General features: G+C 38.9%; 23 protein-coding genes. 4 read left to right on the top strand and 19 right to left on the bottom strand.

Annotated features, from left to right (window positions below; genetic code table 11):
* Nucleotides 1-45: 45 nt before the first annotated feature.
* The 4 genes from spoIVA to Q0K35_RS09830 all read left to right on the top strand — a co-directional run bounded on the left by spoIVA (nt 46) and on the right by Q0K35_RS09830 (nt 4,238).
* A complete protein-coding gene (spoIVA, locus tag Q0K35_RS09845) occupies nt 46-1,521 on the top strand; it encodes a stage IV sporulation protein A (RefSeq protein ID WP_294562658.1) in 1,476 nt (491 codons plus the stop codon).
* An 85-nt stretch (nt 1,522-1,606) separates the two neighbouring features.
* Nucleotides 1,607-1,891, top strand: coding sequence for an HU family DNA-binding protein (locus Q0K35_RS09840; RefSeq protein ID WP_071442736.1), 285 nt, complete (start codon nt 1,607-1,609; stop codon nt 1,889-1,891).
* Nucleotides 1,892-2,028: 137 nt separating this feature from the next.
* A complete protein-coding gene (locus Q0K35_RS09835; protein ID WP_294562656.1) occupies nt 2,029-2,703 on the top strand; it encodes a zinc metallopeptidase in 675 nt (224 codons plus the stop codon).
* A 50-nt stretch (nt 2,704-2,753) separates the two neighbouring features.
* Nucleotides 2,754-4,238 (top strand): immunoglobulin-like domain-containing protein, encoded by a 1,485-nt coding sequence (locus Q0K35_RS09830; RefSeq protein WP_294562654.1) that lies wholly within the window; start codon nt 2,754-2,756, stop codon nt 4,236-4,238.
* A 112-nt stretch (nt 4,239-4,350) separates the two neighbouring features.
* On the opposite strand, the gene Q0K35_RS09825 is transcribed toward Q0K35_RS09830, so the two are convergent.
* The 19 genes from Q0K35_RS09825 to Q0K35_RS09735 form a co-directional block, all read right to left on the bottom strand.
* The gene (locus Q0K35_RS09825) at nt 4,351-5,181 is read right to left on the bottom strand and encodes an Mrp/NBP35 family ATP-binding protein (protein WP_294562652.1); all 831 of its coding nucleotides are present in this window, start codon (nt 5,179-5,181) and stop codon (nt 4,351-4,353) included.
* A 21-nt stretch (nt 5,182-5,202) separates the two neighbouring features.
* Nucleotides 5,203-6,384: a phosphopentomutase gene (gene deoB, locus Q0K35_RS09820; RefSeq protein WP_294562650.1), complete on the bottom strand. Its 1,182-nt coding sequence runs from the start codon at nt 6,382-6,384 to the stop codon at nt 5,203-5,205.
* Between the two features lies 1 nt (nt 6,385).
* On the bottom strand, nt 6,386-7,276 hold the full coding sequence (locus tag Q0K35_RS09815) for a tyrosine recombinase (RefSeq protein WP_294562649.1): 891 nt from the start codon (nt 7,274-7,276) through the stop codon (nt 6,386-6,388).
* 25 nt (nt 7,277-7,301) lie between these two features.
* A complete protein-coding gene (locus Q0K35_RS09810; protein ID WP_294562648.1) occupies nt 7,302-7,880 on the bottom strand; it encodes a stage II sporulation protein M in 579 nt (192 codons plus the stop codon).
* 57 nt (nt 7,881-7,937) lie between these two features.
* The gene (dinB, locus tag Q0K35_RS09805; protein ID WP_294562647.1) at nt 7,938-9,104 is read right to left on the bottom strand and encodes a DNA polymerase IV; all 1,167 of its coding nucleotides are present in this window, start codon (nt 9,102-9,104) and stop codon (nt 7,938-7,940) included.
* A gap of 241 nt (nt 9,105-9,345) precedes the next feature.
* Complete coding sequence (spo0A, locus tag Q0K35_RS09800) at nt 9,346-10,152, bottom strand: sporulation transcription factor Spo0A (RefSeq protein ID WP_294562646.1); 807 nt, start codon at nt 10,150-10,152, stop codon at nt 9,346-9,348.
* Between the two features lie 146 nt (nt 10,153-10,298).
* The gene (locus Q0K35_RS09795) at nt 10,299-11,273 is read right to left on the bottom strand and encodes a SpoIVB peptidase S55 domain-containing protein (protein WP_294562645.1); all 975 of its coding nucleotides are present in this window, start codon (nt 11,271-11,273) and stop codon (nt 10,299-10,301) included.
* A 49-nt stretch (nt 11,274-11,322) separates the two neighbouring features.
* The gene (gene recN, locus Q0K35_RS09790) at nt 11,323-12,972 is read right to left on the bottom strand and encodes a DNA repair protein RecN (protein WP_294562644.1); all 1,650 of its coding nucleotides are present in this window, start codon (nt 12,970-12,972) and stop codon (nt 11,323-11,325) included.
* Nucleotides 12,973-13,051: 79 nt separating this feature from the next.
* Nucleotides 13,052-13,819 carry a TlyA family RNA methyltransferase gene (locus Q0K35_RS09785; protein WP_294562643.1) on the bottom strand — a complete coding sequence of 256 codons (768 nt, stop codon included), beginning with the start codon at nt 13,817-13,819 and terminating at the stop codon, nt 13,052-13,054.
* Nucleotides 13,809-15,674 (bottom strand): 1-deoxy-D-xylulose-5-phosphate synthase, encoded by a 1,866-nt coding sequence (gene dxs / locus Q0K35_RS09780; protein WP_294562641.1) that lies wholly within the window; start codon nt 15,672-15,674, stop codon nt 13,809-13,811. Before dxs ends, Q0K35_RS09785 begins: the two co-directional genes overlap by 11 nt.
* An 8-nt stretch (nt 15,675-15,682) precedes the next feature.
* A complete protein-coding gene (locus Q0K35_RS09775) occupies nt 15,683-16,519 on the bottom strand; it encodes a polyprenyl synthetase family protein (RefSeq protein ID WP_294562639.1) in 837 nt (278 codons plus the stop codon).
* Nucleotides 16,512-16,721 carry an exodeoxyribonuclease VII small subunit gene (gene xseB, locus Q0K35_RS09770; RefSeq protein WP_294562638.1) on the bottom strand — a complete coding sequence of 70 codons (210 nt, stop codon included), beginning with the start codon at nt 16,719-16,721 and terminating at the stop codon, nt 16,512-16,514. The genes Q0K35_RS09775 and xseB overlap by 8 nt, the downstream gene beginning before the upstream one ends.
* Nucleotides 16,714-18,048, bottom strand: a complete 1,335-nt coding sequence (gene xseA / locus Q0K35_RS09765; protein WP_294562637.1) for an exodeoxyribonuclease VII large subunit — start codon at nt 18,046-18,048, stop codon at nt 16,714-16,716. The genes xseB and xseA overlap by 8 nt, the downstream gene beginning before the upstream one ends.
* Nucleotides 18,045-18,416 carry a transcription antitermination protein NusB gene (locus Q0K35_RS09760; protein WP_294562636.1) on the bottom strand — a complete coding sequence of 124 codons (372 nt, stop codon included), beginning with the start codon at nt 18,414-18,416 and terminating at the stop codon, nt 18,045-18,047. Before Q0K35_RS09760 ends, xseA begins: the two co-directional genes overlap by 4 nt.
* Nucleotides 18,417-18,482: 66 nt before the next feature.
* Nucleotides 18,483-18,809, bottom strand: coding sequence for an Asp23/Gls24 family envelope stress response protein (locus Q0K35_RS09755; protein ID WP_294562634.1), 327 nt, complete (start codon nt 18,807-18,809; stop codon nt 18,483-18,485).
* Nucleotides 18,810-18,854: 45 nt separating this feature from the next.
* On the bottom strand, nt 18,855-19,310 hold the full coding sequence (locus Q0K35_RS09750; RefSeq protein ID WP_294562632.1) for a hypothetical protein: 456 nt from the start codon (nt 19,308-19,310) through the stop codon (nt 18,855-18,857).
* Between the two features lie 50 nt (nt 19,311-19,360).
* Nucleotides 19,361-20,266 carry a bifunctional riboflavin kinase/FAD synthetase gene (locus tag Q0K35_RS09745; RefSeq protein WP_294562630.1) on the bottom strand — a complete coding sequence of 302 codons (906 nt, stop codon included), beginning with the start codon at nt 20,264-20,266 and terminating at the stop codon, nt 19,361-19,363.
* Nucleotides 20,266-21,099 (bottom strand): tRNA pseudouridine(55) synthase TruB, encoded by an 834-nt coding sequence (gene truB, locus Q0K35_RS09740; RefSeq protein WP_294562629.1) that lies wholly within the window; start codon nt 21,097-21,099, stop codon nt 20,266-20,268. Before truB ends, Q0K35_RS09745 begins: the two co-directional genes overlap by 1 nt.
* A gap of 22 nt (nt 21,100-21,121) precedes the next feature.
* Nucleotides 21,122-21,721 carry a DedA family protein gene (locus Q0K35_RS09735; protein WP_294562628.1) on the bottom strand — a complete coding sequence of 200 codons (600 nt, stop codon included), beginning with the start codon at nt 21,719-21,721 and terminating at the stop codon, nt 21,122-21,124.
* Between the last annotated feature and the right edge of the window lie 135 nt (nt 21,722-21,856).

Raw genomic sequence — 21,856 nt, 5'->3', positions numbered from 1 at the left:
AAGGACTACCGATTCTCATAAGGTTTAATGACTAGGAGGATTGAAATGAATACACTGGAAGTCTATAAAAATATTGCACAAAGGTGCGGCGGTGACATATATTTAGGAATCGTAGGGCCTGTGCGTGTCGGTAAAAGTACTTTTATTAAAAAATTTATGGAAAAGGCAGTCCTTCCATACGTACATGATGAATATGAAAAAGCCCGCATGACGGATGAATTGCCACAATCGGGCGAAGGAAGAACGATCCTTACTGCTGAACCTAAATTTGTGCCAAATAGTGCAGCACAAATTGAATTTGAAGATGGTTTTAAGGTCAATGTACGTCTGGTTGACTGTGTGGGTTACGTGATTGAAGAAGCAAAGGGCTATAAAGATGAAAACGGTATAAGAATGGTTCGTACACCATGGTTTGATGATGCGATTCCATTTGATGAGGCCGCAAAGGTAGGGACCCAGAAGGTCATTCAAGATCATTCAACGATCGGTATCGTCATCACAAGCGACGGTTCGATTACCGATATTCCAAGAGAAGCCTATTTACAGGCAGAAATGGAAGTTATTGAAGAATTGGATCAGATCGGAAAACCATTTATCATCATCGTTAATTCAAAAAATCCTGCCTCTGCGCAATGTGAAAATGTCGTTGCCCGTTTAAAGGAAAAAGTTCATGCTCCTGTTTTAGCTCTCGCTGTCAACCGTTTAGAGGAAAGCGATATCTTACAGCTGCTTAAGGAAGCCTTGTATGAATTTCCGGTCGCTCAAATTAGCATTCAGCTTCCGACATGGGTCGATGTACTGGATAAGAGCCACTGGCTGAAAAAGACGATCAATGATTCGATCCAACAGGGAATGTCGATCATTGAAAAATTAAAGGAAGTCGAAACATTGACCCTCGCTTTAAATGAAAATGAATACATCGAGTCATCGCATCTTGCCAGCATTGATCCCGGAACCGGTAATGTCAATGTCGAAATCCAAGTACAAAAAGGCTTATACAGCCAAATCCTGAAGGAAATCATCCATGTCGATGTCGTAGATAAAGCTTCATTGCTTTCTTTGATGCAGGATTTTTCAAAAGCTAAAAAGGAATATGATGCTATCTCCAATGCATTAAAGATGGTGAAGCTTACAGGTTATGGCTTTGCAAGTGCATCACTGGATGAGATCGAGCTATCACAGCCGGAAATCATCAAGCAGGGAAGCCGCTATGGCGTCAAGCTGAAGGCTGTTGCACCAAGCATCCATATGATCAAGGTAGATGTCGAAAGCAGCTTTGAACCGATCATAGGCTCCAAACAGCAAAGCGAAGAATTGATTCGATATCTGACAAGGGACAGTGAAAATTCACAGACAATCTGGGAATCAGATATTTTTGGGCGTAAGCTTTCTGATCTGATCAAAGATGGTCTGAATGTAAAATTATCCATGATTCCGGAAACCGCACGCGTCCGTTTGCAGGATATTTTGACAAAGCTGGTAAATAAAGGAAAAGGCAATGTTATCGCAATCGTTCTTTAATGTGAAAATTTTATGAAAATTCCTAAAAATGATTGAATAATGTCTGTGATAATGGTATGATACCCCTGTCACGGAGGTAATTTAAATGAGTGAAGTTTTAAACAAAAAAAGTCTGATTGATGTAGTAGCAAATAAATTGGATATGACAAAAAAGGATGCTACGGTAGCTGTTGAAACAGTATTCGATACGATTACTGCTTCATTAGTAGAAGGAAATAAAGTAGATATCAGCGGATTTGGAAAATTCGAAGTAAAAACACGTGCTGCACGCACAGGTATCAATCCTGCTACAAAAGAAACGATCCAGATTCCTGAAACAAAGGCTCCTGGTTTTAAGGCTGCCAAGGCTTTAAAAGAAGCAGTTAAATAAGAAGCACAGCGCTTCTTTTTTATATATAAGAAAATGCATATTTGAAAAGAAAATCGATTCTAATCTGCGGTTACGATTCTGTCATATAAATATTTGTTAACTGTGGTATAATAGAATAAAAAGAAAGGAGAATAGATATGGACTATTTCATTTGGATATTTATTATCGTCATCATGATGATATCGCAGTCTTTTCTTTCCAGCTCTTATCAAAAATATCGTAAGATGCCAACGCTTCATCAGATGCGCGGATGTGATGCTGCCAAGCTGATCCTTGAAAGAAACGGTATCTACGACGTTTCAATCGTTCCAAGCAATAGAGGAACATTATCAGATTATTATGATCCAACGAAAAAGGTTGTTAATCTGTCAAGTGATATATACTACAATTCATCAATTGCCAGTGTATCTGTCGCTGCCCATGAGGTGGGACATGCGCTCCAGCATGCTGAAGGTTATGGCTTTATTGCTTTACGTAATAAGATGCTCCCGGCAACACAGATTGCTTCTCAGCTCGGATGGGTTTCAATTTTTATCGGACTCATATCGAATATTGATTTCTTGCTGATGTTTGGTATCTTCGCCCTAATACTTATCATGTTGTTTCAGCTGGTAACATTACCGATTGAATTTAATGCTTCCAGTCGTGCTATCGTTCAGCTGAAAGCAAATGGTATCATCGAGGATAGTGAAATTTCTTCTTCGAAAAAGATGCTCAGAGCAGCAGCATTTACCTATGTTGCAGCATTGATTACGACAGTTTTAAATATTCTGCGTATTTTATTGATTCGCGGAAGCAGAAATCGAGATTAATTTTGGGAATTTTGAACATTTGATGCATATAAAATAGTAGGAGGTATTTTATGAAAAAAACTTTTCTACTATTTTTATTTGTATTTATTGTCCTTTTTACCATGCCTGTCAAAGCATCTTCAACAGACAAAAAGAATTTTCCTTTTGAAATTACTTCTGTAAGGATCACCGATTCCTCTATACAGATACAAGGGTGGGGAATGGCTGTAAATACACATCATTACAACACATCATCAACACATGATTATGCATTGATCCTAACTTCTGCCAATGATAAGATTACCTATCACTCAAAGCCTTCATACAATTCACAGACAAATACCATGAAGGTCTTAAATGTACGAAGATGTAAAGAGAATGAGTATTATCAGCAGGGTGGCAGCTGCTACTATAATTATGATCAGGTAGGATTTTCTTTTAATATTCCGTTAAAAGATTTAAAAATTGATGAATCGTATAAAGCACAGCTTGCCGTACATTCCAATATCCTTGGATTTACAAAATATACAGATGTGTTCTATCCAATACTTACACCGGTCGTCTTAAAAAAAGGCAAAATCGAGTATCAGATATCTTCGAATCTTTATGATACAAGATTAACTGTTGCTGATTATGCAGTTTTTGAGCGTATTTCACCGGCAAAAAGTTCAAAGATAAGACAAGCTTCATCATTATGTAATGCAATGTACGGATATAATCGTTTTTTTGATGAAGGCAGTACCTTCACTCATGTCTATGATCGTCATGTCAATGAATCTACAATCTACTATAAGGTAAAAACAGGGAATAGCAGTGTCTGCAAGCTTGGAAGGAATGTTGTTTCTGAGGGAAATGCATTTGATTCATGGATTGCCGGAAACTGGGTAGACTTTTCTGGAGAGGCTTTAAAGATTCATGTCATTGACACCAATCAGCCGCCAATGATCGAAATTTTAAACCATCCTACGATTACAACCTTACAAGTACATGAATTTAATTTTAAAGAATACATAAAGGCAAGTGATCCTGAAGATGGAATAATTACAGATAAAGTCACTATGAAACATCCTGTTGATATTTCTCTCCCCGGTGAATATGACTTGCATCTTGAGGTCAAAGACAGTGACGGAAAAAAAGCAGAAAATATTTTACATGTCACCGTAGTGCAGGGAAATACACCACCTTTTATCCTGGCAGAAGATATTACGATCTACCAGTATGAAGAATTTGATTACTTCAACAATGTATCTGCATATGATGAACAAGATGGCGATGTATCAGATACGCTTACGTATAGCGGGAATGTTAACACTGCTGTTATCGGTCAATATGAAGTAACGTATCATGCACATGATCGACAAGGGCTTTCTGCTTCTAAAACGATTACTATCCATGTGATACGCAACCCTAAAGAAAAGATACGTTATATCTCTACAAATGAAAAAAGACTCTTCTATAAAGAAGAAATCCCTGTTAATTGGATATCAGCGATTCACTATCTTATAGAACAACTTCAATCCCCTAAAGAATTTATAAGGAAGAGCATACATCTATAGCCTCAGATTGAGGCTTACGTTACTTCGCATAATCTATATTATGTTATAAATCTGTTTATCTTTATTTAATAAAAAAGAATGTCTGTGACTTACAGCATTCTTTATTTTATATTTATTGATTGACAAACAGCTGATCAACCACCGGAAATATCCATTTCTTAATTGCTTCCGTATCTGATTCATTTATCTGATCTTCATGATTTAATCGAGAAATTCCATTATTAAATGGTAATTCTGCCAATAATGGTACATGATTCTCTTTAATAAACTCATCTACATTATTGTCATATAGCTCAATCTTCTTTCCGCAGTCAGGACATTCTACATAAGCCATATTCTCAATGACACCTAATACCGGTACATTCATCTGATTCAACATATTGATTGCTTTGGATACAATCATCGAAACCATCGGCTGAGGTGTCGATACCATGATGACTCCGCTCACCGGCAATGTCTGCATGATCGTTAATGCGATATCTCCTGTACCTGGCGGCATGTCAATAAAAAGTACGTCCAGATCGCCCCAAAGCACATCATTCCAAAACTGTTGGATCGCACTATTGATAATCGGGCCTCTCCATATTACAGGAGTATTTTCTTCTTCGATCAAATAATTGATCGACATGGTCTTAATACCATCTTCATCTACAACAGGATAGATCTGCTTCTGACCATCTCCATATGCTTTTTCATGTTGAAGATTAAAAAGTCGCGGAATAGAAGGACCTGTAATATCAGCATCCATGACACCTACATGAAGTCCTCTGGCATTTGCCGCTTTAGCTAAAAGCGTCGTCATACTTGACTTGCCGACTCCGCCTTTTCCTGACATGACAGCAATAACCTTTTTGATATGATTGTTTGGATTAAGCTTTACACCGCATTCATCCTGATTTTTACCGCAATTGCCCTGACTTGGGCATCCGTCACAATTCGACATAAAAGATTCCTCCTATTTATATTATTTCAAATATTCCAAATATGATTCACCGATATCCGGCAGCTTAACACCAAAATTATCAGCTATCGTACATCCAAGAGATGCAAATGTTTGACTAAGCGGCATTTTTCCATGTCCGCTAAACGATGGTGAATAGCACACAAACGGTACCATCTCACGGGTGTGATCCGTTCCTTTGGCAGTAGGATCATTACCATGATCAGCACTGATGATCAAAAGATCATCTTCTTTAAGCTTGCTTAAAAGTTCACCAAGCTTAACATCAAATTTTTCAAGCTCGCTTGCATATCCTTGAGGATTACGGCGATGACCCCATAAAGCATCAAAGTCAACAAGATTGACAAAGCAAAGTCCATTGAAATTCTTCTCGCTGATTTCAATGGTCTGTTCCATGCCATGAACAGAGCTTTTTGACTTATACGCCTCCGTAATACCCTCACCGTCAAAAATATCATTGATCTTGCCGACAGAAATTACATCATAGCCATGATCCTTTAATTCATTTAATACCGTTCTGCCAAATGGTTTCAACGCATAATCATGACGATTGCTCGTGCGTGTGAAATGACCCTTTCCGTCACCGATATAAGGACGGGCAATGACACGACCAACCTTATATTCATCCTTCATCGTAAGCTCGCGGGCAATCTCACAACAGCGATAAAGCTCCTCTAATCCGAAAGTTTCTTCATGGCCACAAATCTGTAAAACAGAATCAGCCGATGTATAAACGATCATATCATTTGTTTTCATCTGATGTTCACCCAGCTCATCTAAGATTTCTGTTCCGCTGGCACTCTTATTGCCGACGATCTTATGACCGGTCCTTTTTTCCAGCTCATCTAAAAGGCTCTTCGGAAAACCTGTTTCTGTAAATGTTTTAAAAGGTGTTGTAATCTTTAATCCCATCAGTTCCCAATGTCCTGTCATGGTATCCTTGCCATTGCTGATTTCCATCATTTTCGTATAATAGCCAAGCGGTTCATCGACCGCTTCCACATGTTCGATGGGATGCAGGTTCGCAAAGCCCAGCTTCTGCATATTTGGAATATGAAAAGAATCGACAGCTTTCGAAAGATGATAAAGCGTATCTACATTCTCATCACCAAATTTTTTGCAATCGGGCATTTCACCGACACCCAATGAGTCAATAATAATAGTAAATATACGTTTGTATTTCATGTTAATCCTTTCTGTTTCGTGGATGAAACGATGCATAGGCATCTTTTAAACGTTTGTTTTGGACATGTGTATATATCTGGGTCGTAGAGATATCACTATGACCAAGAAGTTCCTGAACACTGCGCAAATCTGCACCACCATCCAGAAGATGGGTAGCAAAAGAGTGGCGAAGAGAATGGGCACTGATACGTTCATCTACTTGAACGCTTCGACATCTTTTCTTCAGCATCGTATGTATCTGTTCCCTTGCATATGGATTTCCATGCTGATTCAAAAATAAATAAGGACTTTTATGCGTATCCCTTTTTTTGCGAACGATTTCCACATATTTTTTTATAGCATCAACATTTCTGCTATTTAAAGGAATCAGTCTTTCCTTACTTCCCTTTCCGATGACCTTGACAACTTTCTGTGCCAAGGAAAGCTGGCTGATCTTCAAAGAAACACATTCGCTTACTCGCAGACCACATCCATAGATCGTTTCTAAGATTGCTACATCACAGATTTCCTGATCGCTATCATTCTGATAAGCCAAAAGCTTATTGACATCCTCAACGCTCAAATAACGCGGCAGCTTTTGTTCCTTTTTTTTAGTTTTGATAAAAATAGTCGGATTCGGAATATTATAAGAAATCGCACTATATTCATGAAACATTCGAATCGAAGTGATCGCATGATTTACGCTTGCGGCAGCATAGCCATGATTCATATTCAATATGTATCCATGAATCATTTCATAAGAAATATCTTCAATGTCATGGACATGATTTGACTCCATATAATGGATATATCTTTCAAGATCGTGCTGATAAGACGAAATCGTAGCAAGACTTTTCTGATCAACAGAAGTAATATAATGAAGATAATTTTCCAATGCTTCCTTCAGTTCCATAAAACCTCCGTATCTATTATATCACTTAAAATTGATTAAAGAAACGGATAAGCATGATAATTAAAGTAGATTTTAAATAGCTGGCAATCAAAACACTGCCAATTGAAAGCAATAAGTAATTTAAACCTTTATTGAGCTCCAATGACAATTTAAGCTTATGAGGATTTAGACAAGAATACAGAATGTGATTGCTGGATTCTATAGAATAGATGGCAATAATCACAATCGGGATCATTTCTAAAGCTACTTGCGGCAGCAATGTCAAAAAGATTCCCAATATTCCTTTTAGCTCATAGGTATAGATGAACATCATACAAGTCAAGCCGATCTGAAAACCTTTCGTAAATAAAAGAAAAGCAATCAGAAAGGTTCCCAGTATCGATGTACCTAAGATCACTATACCGATAATATACAGCATCTGTAAAGCAAACTGAAACAGAAAAGTCGGATACAGATCAAAGGCATCATTCATCGGAAGCAAGATCACATCCAGCTGATTCAGATTTTCCATTTCCAGAAAAGTGGAACCGATACATCCGATAAGGATACCGCCAAATAAAACGATCAGAATAAAAAGAAGCTGATTTTTATGTATTTTTTTCATATTTCAGTCTATGCCGTTACCATAGAAAAAATGATGGATCAAAAGAAGGCACAGATGTTATTTATTTTTATTCAAGAGATCACTGGCATATACTAAAAGAGGAGCCTCAAAATTCTTATTTAATTCATTTAATATATCCTCATGCGTCACGACATGAGGTTCAAAGATCGAAATCTGTTCAAGTGAATGATTTTGATCGATGAGCGAGCCAAGAGAGATTCCCAGATGACGAATCGGCTGATTGCTGATGTGATTCTTATCAAAAAGAAAAAGTGCATATTCAAACAGCGTATTCATATCAGCAGTCGTTTGATCCATCGTATAACTACGCACGATCGTTGAAAAATCAGCATAACGAATACTGACAGAAATTGTCTTTCCCTGTACCTTTTCTTCCTTGGCACGCAGTGAAAGATCATGTGCCAGCGTTTTTAAAACATTCTTGATCTCATCATAATCTTCAACATCACGATTCATGGTCGTACTTTGTGAAATAGATTGGACGCTGGTCGTAAAGCTTAACTTATTGGAATCATTGCCCCGAGCATTTTCAATACGATGATAACCGTTTTTTCCTAAGATACGCAAGGCAATGGCTTCATTTTTCTCATCTGCCAGGTCACCGATCGTTTCAATGCCATGTTGTCGTAAGATTGGTGCCGTTTTTTTACCGATTCCCCACATACTTTCAATAGGTAACGGCCAGAGCTTTTTAGGAACCTCATGTTTTCGCAATACCGTGATTCCCATAGGCTTGCGCATATCGGACGCCATCTTCGCCAAAAAGCGGTTCGGTGCGACCCCTATGGAACAGCTTAGACCGATTTTTTCTTTTAAGCCTTGCTGGATCTGCCACGCAAGGTCCAACGGCCGTTTATAGTTTTGAATGATCCTTGTGACATCGACAAAGCATTCATCAATGCTGACAGGTTCAACATACATCGAATATTCGCGGATATAATCAAAAAAACGCTGTGAAAGTGTTTCATACCAGTCAAAATCAACAGGTACCACTATCAAATGCGGACAGATCTGAAGAGCCTGCTGGATCGGCATTGCGGAATGGATTCCCAGCTCTCTGGCACTATAACTGGCAGTACAGACGACCCCTCGTCTTGAAAGACCGCTGACAACCAGCGGCACACCTTCATAAGAACTGTTTCTTAATATTTCCGCATTGGCATAAAATGCATTTAAATCAATATGAAATAAGACTCTTGCCATACATCCTCCCTGCTCTGACACATACTATGTATTATATCACGATCTTTATTTCTGTAAATTAATGATATCTTCATTCTTCACAAGTATCATCAGCAAACTGAATGAAGCTGTATCAATTATATCATATAACAATCATTTATGATATGATTATTTTATATTTTTATATTTACATCTAATTTAACATCTATAATATGAAATATGATTCACATGAATTACCAATAAAAAAACCGTCAATGACGGTTTAACGATAATATCTGTCGCTATTTTTTACTTTATTGTCCAAACGTAATTTATCGGATATCATCGCAATAAATTCTGAATTTGTCGGCTTGGCCTTGCTTGCGGAAATCGTATATCCGAAGATCTCGTCAATGGCATCGACATTTCCCCTGTTCCATGCAACCTCGATCGCATGACGGATGGCTCTTTCGACACGTGAAGATGTCGTTGCATAAAGACGTGCTATTTCCGGATATAAAACCTTTGTGATCTGTCCCAGAAAGTCAATATTTTCATAAGTTTCAAGAATAGCGGTCCGTAAATAGAGATACCCCTTGATGTGTGCCGGAATACCGATTTCATGCAGAATTTCCGTTACATCCTTCTCTAATTCAAGATGCAAAAGCTTATCGCGCTCAGAAACATTTAATGATATGACATTACCATTTGTTTCAACCCCACTTATAGCGATCATTTTGTTAAGAATCTGTTTTACCTCAAAAGGCTTCATCAGCAGATAGGCAATTGAGTATTTCTGAAGATCAACGATCATAGCGTCATTGATAAGAGGAGTTGTGGCGATGATATGCTTGATGTTGATACGATGCTGCTTTAATTCACTAAGTACCTGAAAGCCATCTTTAATAGGCATGATCAGATCTAAAATAAGAAAATCGATGCTGCGATTGGTAAGTTCTTTTAAGCACTGCTCCCCGTTGCTTGCGCTTCCTACCACTTCAAACCGATCTGATTTTCTTAATTCATCCTTCATGCGATTACAGCCTTCGTTATTATCATCTACGACATAAACACTCATTTTATTGGTCATTGTTATGTCCTCCTATCTTCATTATATCTGATAAAAAACAGTAATGATAGGATTTCGTGTCGAAATACGTCAACTAAACAAGCGTGAACGCTTTCAAAAGTGCAAATGCTGACGATTTATGGAAAAAAAACGACATATTGTCGGTTTTAGTCGCTTTCTTCCAGCATCCATTCGATATAAACACCAAAGCCGGTTGCAGGATTTTGGGCAGATACATGCGTGACCGCTCCGATCAGCTTTTCATTTTGTACGATTGGTGATCCGCTCATTCCCTGTATGATACCGCCTGTTTTTTCTAATATTTGCGCATCAATGATCACAAATTCAAAGCTTTTGATATCTGCTTCGCTCTGCTTATATTTTTTTATGATCTCAATTTCGATCGCTTCTACTTTTTCATCATTTAATACGGTATACATTGTTGCTTTTCCTATATTGATCTCTTCCTGTAAAGCTGTTTCGATCAAACGCTCTGACAAAGGTTCATAACTGTTTCCAAATACACCAAAGCGACTGATCTTTAAAATATTACCGATAGAATGATCAAAATGAATCAAGGCCTGTTTTTCGCCAACACGTGATATTTGGGCTTTTTGTATATCTTTCACGCTTGATGTATAAAGGATTCCCTGATCAAAGCGAATGGTTTGTTTAGTGTCCTGATCGATGATTTCATGACCTAAGGATCCATAGGTAGAATTTGCAGGATCGATATAAGTCAAGGTACCTATGCCCATGATCTCATCTTTTACGAATAAGCCGGTTTTGATCTTGCCATGATCTTCGATGACCTTGAGATTACGGTAAATGATTTCATTTTTTCTTTTTAAGGTACATACAACTGTCTGATTCTTTTTTTGTAATAGAATTTCATTGAGCTGTTCCAAGGTGTCGATCTTTCTGCCATCAATCTCCTTGAGCGTATCACCGCTTTGAATATCACTCTGTGAAGGATTATACGAAAAATCTTTGGTATCCACCTGATAAGTGGCAGTAATCAGCACACCTTCATATTGCAGCTGAATGCCAATGCTTTCACCGCCTAGATAAACTTCTCTGGACTGAACGGAAACCGTAAAAAGTCCTAGGAGAAGTAGAAATATGACATATTTTCTTTTCATATAAAAACCTCCCACATCTAGTATGGATGGGAGGTCATATCTTTATTCTTTATTTTACCTGAGCACTTTCATAAAGCTCTCTGGCGGCCATAAGTGCACTCTCGCTCATCGAATTTGTAGACATAAGGGCAAGTGAAGCGATGATTTCTTCCTTGTCCAGCTCACGAATATGCGTCTTTGTCGAATCGGCAGACTGCGTCTTTTCTACCACATAATGATGGTGGGCACAGGCTGCGACACTGGAAAGATGGGTGATTGCAAATAACTGATGACGTTGGGCAATCTGACGCATTTTTCTGCCGATAGCTAAAGCAACCTTTCCCGAAACACCGGTATCGATTTCATCAAAGATGATCGTTTCAATCGAGGTAAGATCCGTAAAGATCGTTTTTAGTCCAAGCATCAAGCGTGACAATTCCCCTCCGCTTGCGACATTACAAAGAGGTTTTAAAGGTTCCCCGGGATTCATTGAAACATAAAACTCTACCCTGTCAAGTCCTCGCACATTCGCATCACACGCTTCAAAGCGAACCTCAAAACGTGCCTTTTCCAGATAGAGATCACAACATTCCTTCATGATCTCATTTTCCAGCAATCTCGCCTTTTCCTTACGAATCGCAGAAATTTCAAGTGCCGTCTTTTCAAAGCTGCCATAGGCTTCATCCACCTGATATTTCAGCTTTTCAAGCATCTCTGCACGATTTTCGATCATTTCGATCCGCTGCATGAGCTGATCCCGTTTTTCCAGAATTTCTTTTACGCTATTTCCATGCTTGCGTTTAAGGTTATTGTAGAGAAAAAGATATTCATTGATCTCATTGACACGATTTTCATCATAATCCAAATGCTGCAGGTGATCATTGATCTGTGATGAAGCTTCTTCAATTTCATAGTAACAATCATTCAGCTTCTCAGTCAGCTCATCGACCCATTCAAATTCTTTTAATGATTCAAGCGAATGAATGGCTTCATAAAGATTTTCAAGAGTTTTATCGGTATTAGTCAGATGTTCATAGGCATTTGAAAGATGTTCATTCAGCTTTTCAAAGTTATTTAACTGATTCAACTCTTCATTCATGTCAGAAAGCTTCTCTTCACTCAATTCTGCCTGATCGATCTCATTGACCTGATACCTTAGAAAATCAAGATCATCACTTAATTCATTATTCTGAAATTCTTCATAAGCATGTAATGCCTTCTGATAGCTCTGATACTTCTTTTTGCACTCATCCAGCTTCTTTTCCATGTGACAGTATTCATCAAGCAAAGTGATATGATATTGTTTATTCAATAAATACTGTGTATCATGCTGGGAATGAATGTCGATCAGCTGGGACATGATCATACGCAGCGATGATAAAGGAATGCTTCGCTGATTGATCTTGATGCTGCTTTTGCCGTCACTGTTTATTTTTCTGGTGACGATCATTTCATCTTCCAATTCGATCCCCATCTCCTCACATAGCACTGCTGCCGGATGCTTCTCATCCAATGTAAAGACTCCTTCGATCAGTGCATAATCCTTATCTATCGCAACATATTCACTGCTGGCTCTTGCTCCGCACAATAAAGAGATTGCATCGATCAAAAGACTTTTACCGGCACCAGTTTCACCGGTAAAAGCAGAGAGTCCTTCAGAAAATTCCAGATGAAGATCATCGATCAGAACAAAATTTTTAACGTATATTTCTTTAAACATGAGATTCCTTTCTACTTATCCTTACTTATTTTATCATCTTTTAAAGATAATGAAAACCAAAAGATAAAAAGAAAAAAAGCTATCTGACTAGCTTTTTTATCTCTGATATCGGAAAAGAAGAAGAGGAAGGCTGAACGATAAAGTCGATGAAATATTCCTGATTTCCATCTTTTCCTTTTGTTTTAGATTTACCTATATGCAATAGTGAACATTGATTTGATAAAAGAAAATAATAGATATCTTCTAAAACCCTCTCATGAACCTTTTTATCTTTCACGATACCGTTTTTTCCGATATATTTTTTTCCCGCCTCAAATTGAGGTTTGATAAGAACAAGAAATTGAGCCTTAGGAAATAAAGCAATCAAATGAGGCAACAGCGCCTTTACAGAAACAAAGGAAACATCCATGACCACAAAATTGATTTCATGCATAAAATCATCAGCGCTTAAATCAAGAGCATTGGTATTTTCCATGCTCGTCAGACGCGGATGATGTCTTAATGAATCATCCAGCTGCAAAGTACCCACATCAATGGCATATACATGATTAGCACCGCTTTGAAGGGCAACATCGCTAAAGCCACCGGTACTGGCACCGATATCGGCAACATTCTTATCTTTTAAATCAATATTGAAATCTTTTAAGGCATCATACAGCTTATAACCGCCCCTGGAAACGAATTCGATTTCTTTGGACAGCAGCTGAACCTCACCATCATTTACTTCATACGAAGGCTTAAAAATAAGCTTTCCATTAACGCTGACCCTTCCCTCACGAATGGCATCCTGTGCATAGGTGCGTGACTTGACCAGCTTGTTTTCACATAAGTAAACATCAAGCCTCATGAAGAAGCTCTCCGATCTTTTCAAAAAGTGAATTTAAATCAATTTTTTCAGACTTTCTTAATTCACTGATGCTTCCCTGGGCAACATAATGATCATCAATGCCGATACGGATCAAAGGTACCGTCTGCCGTGTATCATTATAATATTCAAGCATGGCACTTGATAAACCGCCGGCAAGAATATCGGTTTCATAAACAATGATCGGCAGATGACTCGCTGCCATATGATCCAGCATGATCGTATCCAATGGCTTGAAAAAACGAGCATTGACCACATTTAAATTTAAATGATTTGCCTGAGCCTTTGAAATAACGGCATCGACATCACTTCCATATGAAACGACATAAAGTTCACATCTGCCTGTGATCGGATATTCACACCAGCTGCCAATTTCAATTTTTTCCATTTTTTCTTCATCTTTTATTACATTTCCTCGCGGATAACGTATCGCAAAAGGATGATCTTGAGAAAAAGCCGTATAAAGCAGATTGCGGGCCTCATGTGCATCCTTGGGCTGTGAGAGGATCATATTCGGCAGGCTTCTTAACAGCTGTATATCAAAGCAGCCATGATGCGTAGCTCCATCTTCACCGACAAGACCGGCACGATCGATACCGATGACGACCGGCAGATCCATTCGACAGATATCATGATTGATCGGATCATAAGCACGCTGTAAAAAACTAGAATAGATTGCCAGGAAAGGACGCTTTTTGGCACAGGCCAGTCCTGCCGCCAAAATAGCCGCATGATCTTCCGCAATTCCACAGTCAATCAATCTATCCGGATATTTTTTTTGAAAATTTTCAAGCTTGCTGCCGGTGATCATGGCCGGTGTAATCGCAATGATATCCGGATTGTCAGCCGCCAACTGCAAAAGCGTATCACTGATCAGCTGACTCCATGACAGCGCATTTTTCGGAATCTGATGTAAAAGCTCTCCGGTACGGACATTAAAAGCAGAAACACCATGCCATTTGCCGGTTGTATCATTTTCAGCGTATTTATATCCCTTGCCTTTTTTCGTACATACATGGACAACGATCGGTCCTTGATGATTCTTTGCCGTTTCCAGCGTCTGGATCAGCTGATGAAGATTATGGCCGTCGATTGGTCCAAGATAATCAAGACCAAAATCACCGAAAAAGCTGGATTCCACGACATTACGCTTTACTGAATTTTTTATATTTGAAATGGTATGATAAAGATTTTGGCCGGCCTTATTCTTGTTGAGTGAGCTGCTGACCACTTTTTTTGTTTTATTATATACTTCAGAAGTACGCATCTTTGTCAAAGTATCACTTAGCGCCCCGACATTTTTTGATATCGACATCCCATTGTCATTTAAGATAATGATCATCTTGCTTTGCCGTTCACCGATCGTATTCAAAGCTTCCAAGGATATGCCGCTCATCAGTGAGGCATCACCGACCACTGCAATGACCTGATGCTGTTCATGATTATAATCTCTAGCCATCGCAAAGCCCAAAGCACTGCTTAAAGCTGTCGAGGAGTGACCTGCTTCATAGCAGTCATGTTCGCTTTCAGCACGCTTCTGAAAGCCGGAGAGTCCCTTATATTGACGCAGCGTATAGAAACGATTGGCTCTTCCGGTCAATATCTTATGCACGTAGCTTTGATGACCTACATCAAAAATGATCTTATCATTCGGTGAATCAAAAACCTTATGAATGGCCACGCTCAGCTCAACGACTCCCAGATTACTGGCAAGATGTCCGCCTGTATGAGAGATATTTTCTATGAGAAAAGTACGAATTTCATCACACAATTCGTTCAGTTCTTTTATATTCAGACTTTTTAGCTGACGAGGACTTTTTAATTCATTGATTTTCATAAGACTCCTTAATGATCGCGATTTTTTATCATCTGAAAGATATTTAAAATTGATTCGCTGTGAATATTACATTTTTTAAGATCATTTTCAATTTCATCAAAATACTGAAGATAAAGCTTTTGGGCTTTTTCAAAACCCAGCTCGGAAACAAAGGTACTTTTTTGATTTTTCTCATCACTGATGCTCTTTCCAAGCTTTTCTTCATTGCTCGTGATATCCAGGCAGTCATCCTGAATCTGAAAAGCCAAACCTGCCTTATAACCGATATTTCGCCAAACCTCGATATCCCCCTTCTTGTTGGCAATCAAGCAGCCGCTGACAAGCGCTAAGGAAAAAAGACAGCCGGTCTTCAGAAGATCGATCTTGCTGATCGTATCCAGATCCGTTTTTATGTTTTCGCTTAACAGGTCGATCATCTGTCCTAAGATCATCCCGTTAGCACCGATCGCCTTTACAAATTCTCCTACCAGATCATTATTGATGCTGTTTTGATAAGTGGCATTGGCCACATATCCAAAAGCCTCGCTCAACAAAGCATCACCGGCTAAAAGAGCAGTGGCTTCATCAAACTGTTTATGACAGGTTTTCTGTCCTCTTCTAAGATCATCATTATCCATACAAGGAAGATCATCATGGATCAAAGAATAAGAATGAATCATCTCAATCGCAATGGCACAGTTATCACCCTGTGATTCATTGACCCCATATGCTTTCAAAACGCCGTAAAGCAGTTGTGGACGCAGGCGCTTGGCCGGTGCACATAATGAATAAAGCATGGCCTCTTTTACTCTTGATGCTTCAAGATGATCGAGTGAATGTGCCAATTTTTCTTCAAAATCATGCATGGTCTTCACCTTCATAGCTTTGGATCAGCTCATTCATCTTGTCCTTAAAAGCAATTAATTGCTGATCACAGTCATGAACAAGCTTCAATCCTTCTTCAAAAAGAGAGATTGCTTCCTCCAGATCGATTTCGTTCTTTTCCAAAAGATCCAAAATCTCATCTATTCTATTCATAGACTGTTTAAAAGATAATTTATCACTCATGTTTCTTCTCCTTTTTCAAAACATTTGAATATATTTCACCGTCACTTAAAGTCGTTACGATCCTGTCATTTACCTGTACGTCATCAATGCTTTTGATACAATGTCCGTTTATCTTTGTCAGCGAATAACCGCGAAGCAGTATTTTCAAGGGCGAATAAGCATCTAAAAGCTGGATCCTCCCTCTTAATTCTCTTTCACTGTCCAAACCATATCGCTTTGTATGCATAAGCAGCTTATCATTTTGCTGCCAAAGCTGATTTTCCATCTTCTGTACCATCAGACTGCCTGCATGTGCAAAACGGATACGTTTTTGTTCAACATCACTATGTAAATTCATCATACCATGGATATATGTTTCAAAAGCATTTCTTTTGAGATCAAGGCTCATCATGCTGTTTTCGATATATGCCATCGGATTTTTTATATAAGGATGGCTTTTCACCTTATCAAGACGATGCGTTGAACGATCCAGAAGCATCTTTAACCGATCCGCCATCATCTTTTTATACCGCTGAAGCTGATCGCTCACTTCCTGAATATCCGGCGTCACCAATTCTGCTGCTGCAGTAGGTGTCGCTGCTCTGGCATCACTGACATAATCGACAAGCGTTGTATCCGTTTCATGACCAACTCCGGTAACGATAGGAGTTGCCGCATCATAAATACATTTTGCCAATGCCTCCTGATTAAAGGCCCAAAGATCTTCGATGCTGCCGCCGCCCCGCACCAGCAAAATAACATCATGGTGCTTTTGATCTGCTTTTTTTATCGTTTCGATCAGCATCGCTGCAGCCTCACTTCCCTGGACCAATGATGGGTAGAACGTAATTTTGGCTAATGGCCAGCGACGGGCGATCGTTGTTCGGACATCACTTGCCGCAGCAGCTTCTTTCGCACTGATCAAAGCAATATCCATCGGATACATCGGCAGCTTCTTTTTATGTGCGGGATCAAAATAACCCTCACTCATCATTTTTTTCTTCAAGGCCTCCAGCTGCAGATACATCTCACCGATGCCATCCGGCTGCAGACCATTGACATAAAGCTGCACGCTGCCGCCAGCCTCATAGACACTGACCTTGCACTGTGCGATCACCCTGCTGCCATTTTCAAGATCAAAACGAACGAGTCTTGCATAATTTGAAAACATGACACAGCTCATCCGAGCTTTATCATCTTTTAATGTGAAATAATAATGTCCTGAACGATGCTTCACAAGATTGCTGATTTCACCACGTACCAGAAGCTGCATTAAATTCTCATCATGATCGATTCCTCGTTTGATATAAGAAACCAATGCGGAAACTGACCACATCCGATTCATCATAGCTTATCCAGCACTCCATTGATCAGCTTATAAGTATCACTGTCACAATACTTTTTAGAAAGGGTCACAGCTTCATCAATGACGATGGCCTTATTTGCCGTTTCAAAATCAAGCTCTGCAGCGGCCATTAAAAGAATTGCCTTTTCAACACAGCCCAGACGGTCAAATTCCCAATCATCACTCAATACATCATTGATTTTCTGTATATAATAATCCTTATGCTTCAATGCATCGATCGTTACCGTATAAAGAAACGGATCGATTTCATTTCCGGCATTTTCATAAACGATCGACTTGATATCACCATGTAAAAGAAAATACTGATAAAGACAGGTCATCGCTGTTTCTCGTAATGTATGTCTGCTCATAATATCCTCCGTTTATTCATTTTAACACATATGCCATTCAAAAACACCCGTTAGGGTGTAATTAAGCTAGAAAATGAATCCGGTCACCTTGATATCTATCATATCCATCTTCACACCTGTCATATGCAGGATCGAATTATAAATCTTATCCTGAAGACGTGAACAGATCTCATTCACATTCAGCTGATAGTTTACCTTCACATCAACATTCAGTACCAGCGAATTCTTAGAAACCCTGCAGCTTACAGCATTCTTAAATCTTGAAGAATCCGGTACGACCTTTTTTTCTTCTTCTCCGATTTCGATCAATGCAATTGATTCAAATACTTTTTTATTGATTGCTATCTGTCCGTAATCATTTGATTTTTTGATACAAATATATTCTTGTGCCACTTTTATCACCTTCTATTGCTATTATACTTGAAAGTGGAACATCTTTCAACTAAAAACTAATTCGATCGTCTGATCCGAGGTAATCAGCGGATAAATCAAACGCATGATCTCATCAGCTTTTTCATTGCTTTTCTCTGTTTCAAAAACATGGGTCTTTACGATGTCATCTTCAATATTCACAACACCTTTTATACCTTTTTGTTCCAGTGCATCGACGATCCTTTCTTCTATCTGTTTATTACTCTCGATCGCTTCGATCTTCGAAAGAACCTCTTTCTTCTTTTCTTCACTTGTTTCACTGCTTCCCAGCTGTTCCTTCAGCTGCAATACCAAAGCATTCTTTTTTTCCAGATTCTGCTCATTTAAAACAGCCATCACGCTCGTAACATCACTGACAGGCGTATTGTCTTGAGGAGTGATCGTTTCCAGCGATACATAATAAATCGAAAGCATCAGCACTAATGTAAACATGCTGATAAAAGCGAGGGCTTGTTTATTCATCAAAAAAACCTCCTTGCATTTCATTATATGAAACAAAAGGAGGTTTATACCTAAAGTGCTTTTGCCTTCAGCACATCACATTTAAGCTGTTCCACCAGTTCTTCCTTACTGGCAAAGCGCTTCTCATCCCGTATTCTTTCAATAAAGATCAGCTCCATCTCATCGCCATAGATCTTTTGATCAAAATCAACCAAATAGGCTTCTACCGCAATATCCTCTTTATAATTAAAGGTCGGATTATGACCTACATTGATCATACATTTATAATGCCTTCCCTCCACATAGGCATAACCGATATATACTCCTACAAGAGGCAGGATGGAATGATGCTTCATCTTCAGATTCGCCGTAGGGAAACCGATCGTATGTCCCAAAGAACGTCCTTCAGCAACCGTTCCCTTAATAGAATAAGGTCTTCCCAGCAAATGTGTCGTCGTACGCATATCCCCTTTCTGTATCGTTTCCTCAATACGGCTCGAAGATATTTTTTCATCCTCATATGTGACTTCTTCAACTTCTATCACATCAAAATAAGACTGTTTTCTCAATGTTTCAACATTTCCTTCACCCTTATAGCCATATGAATAGTCAAAACCGCAAATCAATACTTTGACATTCATCTGATCCAGCATTTTTTCAAAATCACGATACGATAAAGATGCCAGTTGCTTTGTAAAGGAAAGGATGATCCAATAATCCAATCCGCACTGACGTCCGATTTCGATACGCTCTTCCATAGAAGTGATATGAGCAATATCCTTCATCTGCTTGATAACGCACCAGGGATCCGGATCAAAAGTAATACAGGCACTCTTTAAGCCTTTTTTATCAGCCTGTTCAAGCGTTTTCTCGATCAAACGCATATGTCCCACATGCATTCCATCAAAATAGCCGATACAGGCCGCTAAATCTTCTAATTGCTCTATCTCATTTAAATCCATACGTATTACTTTCATTACCATAAACCTCTTTCACAGCTAAAAATATTCTGATGATGACGTTGATAAATTGCCAAAGCTTCTTTATCCTTTACCATCAACACCCGGTCTTCCTTTGTATCCAAACGCAGCTTTTTGCCGTTCATGACATCCCGTTCATTCTCAATTTCGATCATAGGCAGATAGTTTAATGCCTCATAGATGGAATGAAGCTGAACCGTATCAACGTCCACCTCATCCAGCTGATAACAGTCATCGAGCGTAAAATTTCCTATTCGTGTTCTGATCAGTGAGCTCATACAACCGATATTACCGCTTTGAAGCGCCATATCACGAATCAGAGAACGGATATATGTACCGCTTGAACAGCTGACCCTTATCTTATTTTTATCCAGAACTTCAATATCATAGATTTCGATATCTCTTAAAGGGCGTTCAACTTCGATCTTGTCACGGGCGTATTCATAAAGCTTTTTACCATTCACTTTAATGGAACTGACCATTGGCGGTAATTGCTTCTGCTTGCCGATGAAAGAGTGACAGAGCGAAGAAAGATCATCAATTTCCCTCACTTCTTTTTCTTCAATGACATTCCCCCATATATCCTCCGTATCGGTTTGTTTTCCAAGCTCAAAGGTTGCGATATATTCTTTATCGGTATTTTCCAGATAAGGAAGGATCTTGGTAGCCTTGCCGATCAGCAATAACAAAGCCCCTTCGGCCATCGGATCTAATGTACCGCTGTGACCGATCTTTTTCACGTGAAGCTTTTTTCGCATGATGGCAACAACATCGAAGGAAGTCATATTTTGCGGTTTATTAACAAGTAAAAGTCCGTTTAGATTTTCCATTTCTCTACCTTAAAGGCTGCTTTTAAGCACCTTTCTTCTTTTTCATCAGCTTCATGGTCAGCCATGCAGCACCAATAATTACGATAACGATGCCCACAACGATTCCATACTGCTCCATATAGCCGGAAATCAAGCCATAATGATCTCCAAGTATTGTTCCGATATAGATCAGCACACAATTCCATATCAGGCTTCCTACAACCGTATATAACGAAAAAGGAAGCATTTTCATACGACTCATACCTGCGGGAATGCTGATCAGTGAACGAATGATCGGTACGAACCGGCAAAAGAAGACGGTCAGCGATCCCTTATCATTAAACCATTTTTGTGCCTTTTCAACATCCTCAAGATTAAATTTAAAAAGATTTAAAAATCGTTCAAATTTCTCCGGCCGCAAAAAATAACCCAGCCCATATAAGACAAGGGCTCCGATATATGACCCCAGCGTTGAAGAAAAGGCCATTCCAAAAAATCCCAATCCGCTTTTGGTGATCATAAAACCTGCAAAGGTCAAGATGATTTCACTTGGGATCGGCGGAAATATATTTTCCACCGCAATCAGTAAAAATACCGCTAAGTATCCAAACTGTTCGATAAATTCAACAATCCATGTTTCCATATAACACCTCTCGCCTATTATAACAACTTTTTACACAAAAGAAAAGCGGGATTAAACCCGCTTACCCAAAAGGTGAGATCTTTCCCTGTATATACAGGTGGGTGTCCTGTGAAAATCTTTAGGATTCCTATGAAA

The organism is uncultured Traorella sp. (assembly GCF_944327115.1).
Lineage (GTDB): Bacteria > Bacillota_I > Bacilli_A > Erysipelotrichales > Erysipelotrichaceae > Traorella.
This window is presented reverse-complemented; position numbering and strand designations above follow the sequence as displayed.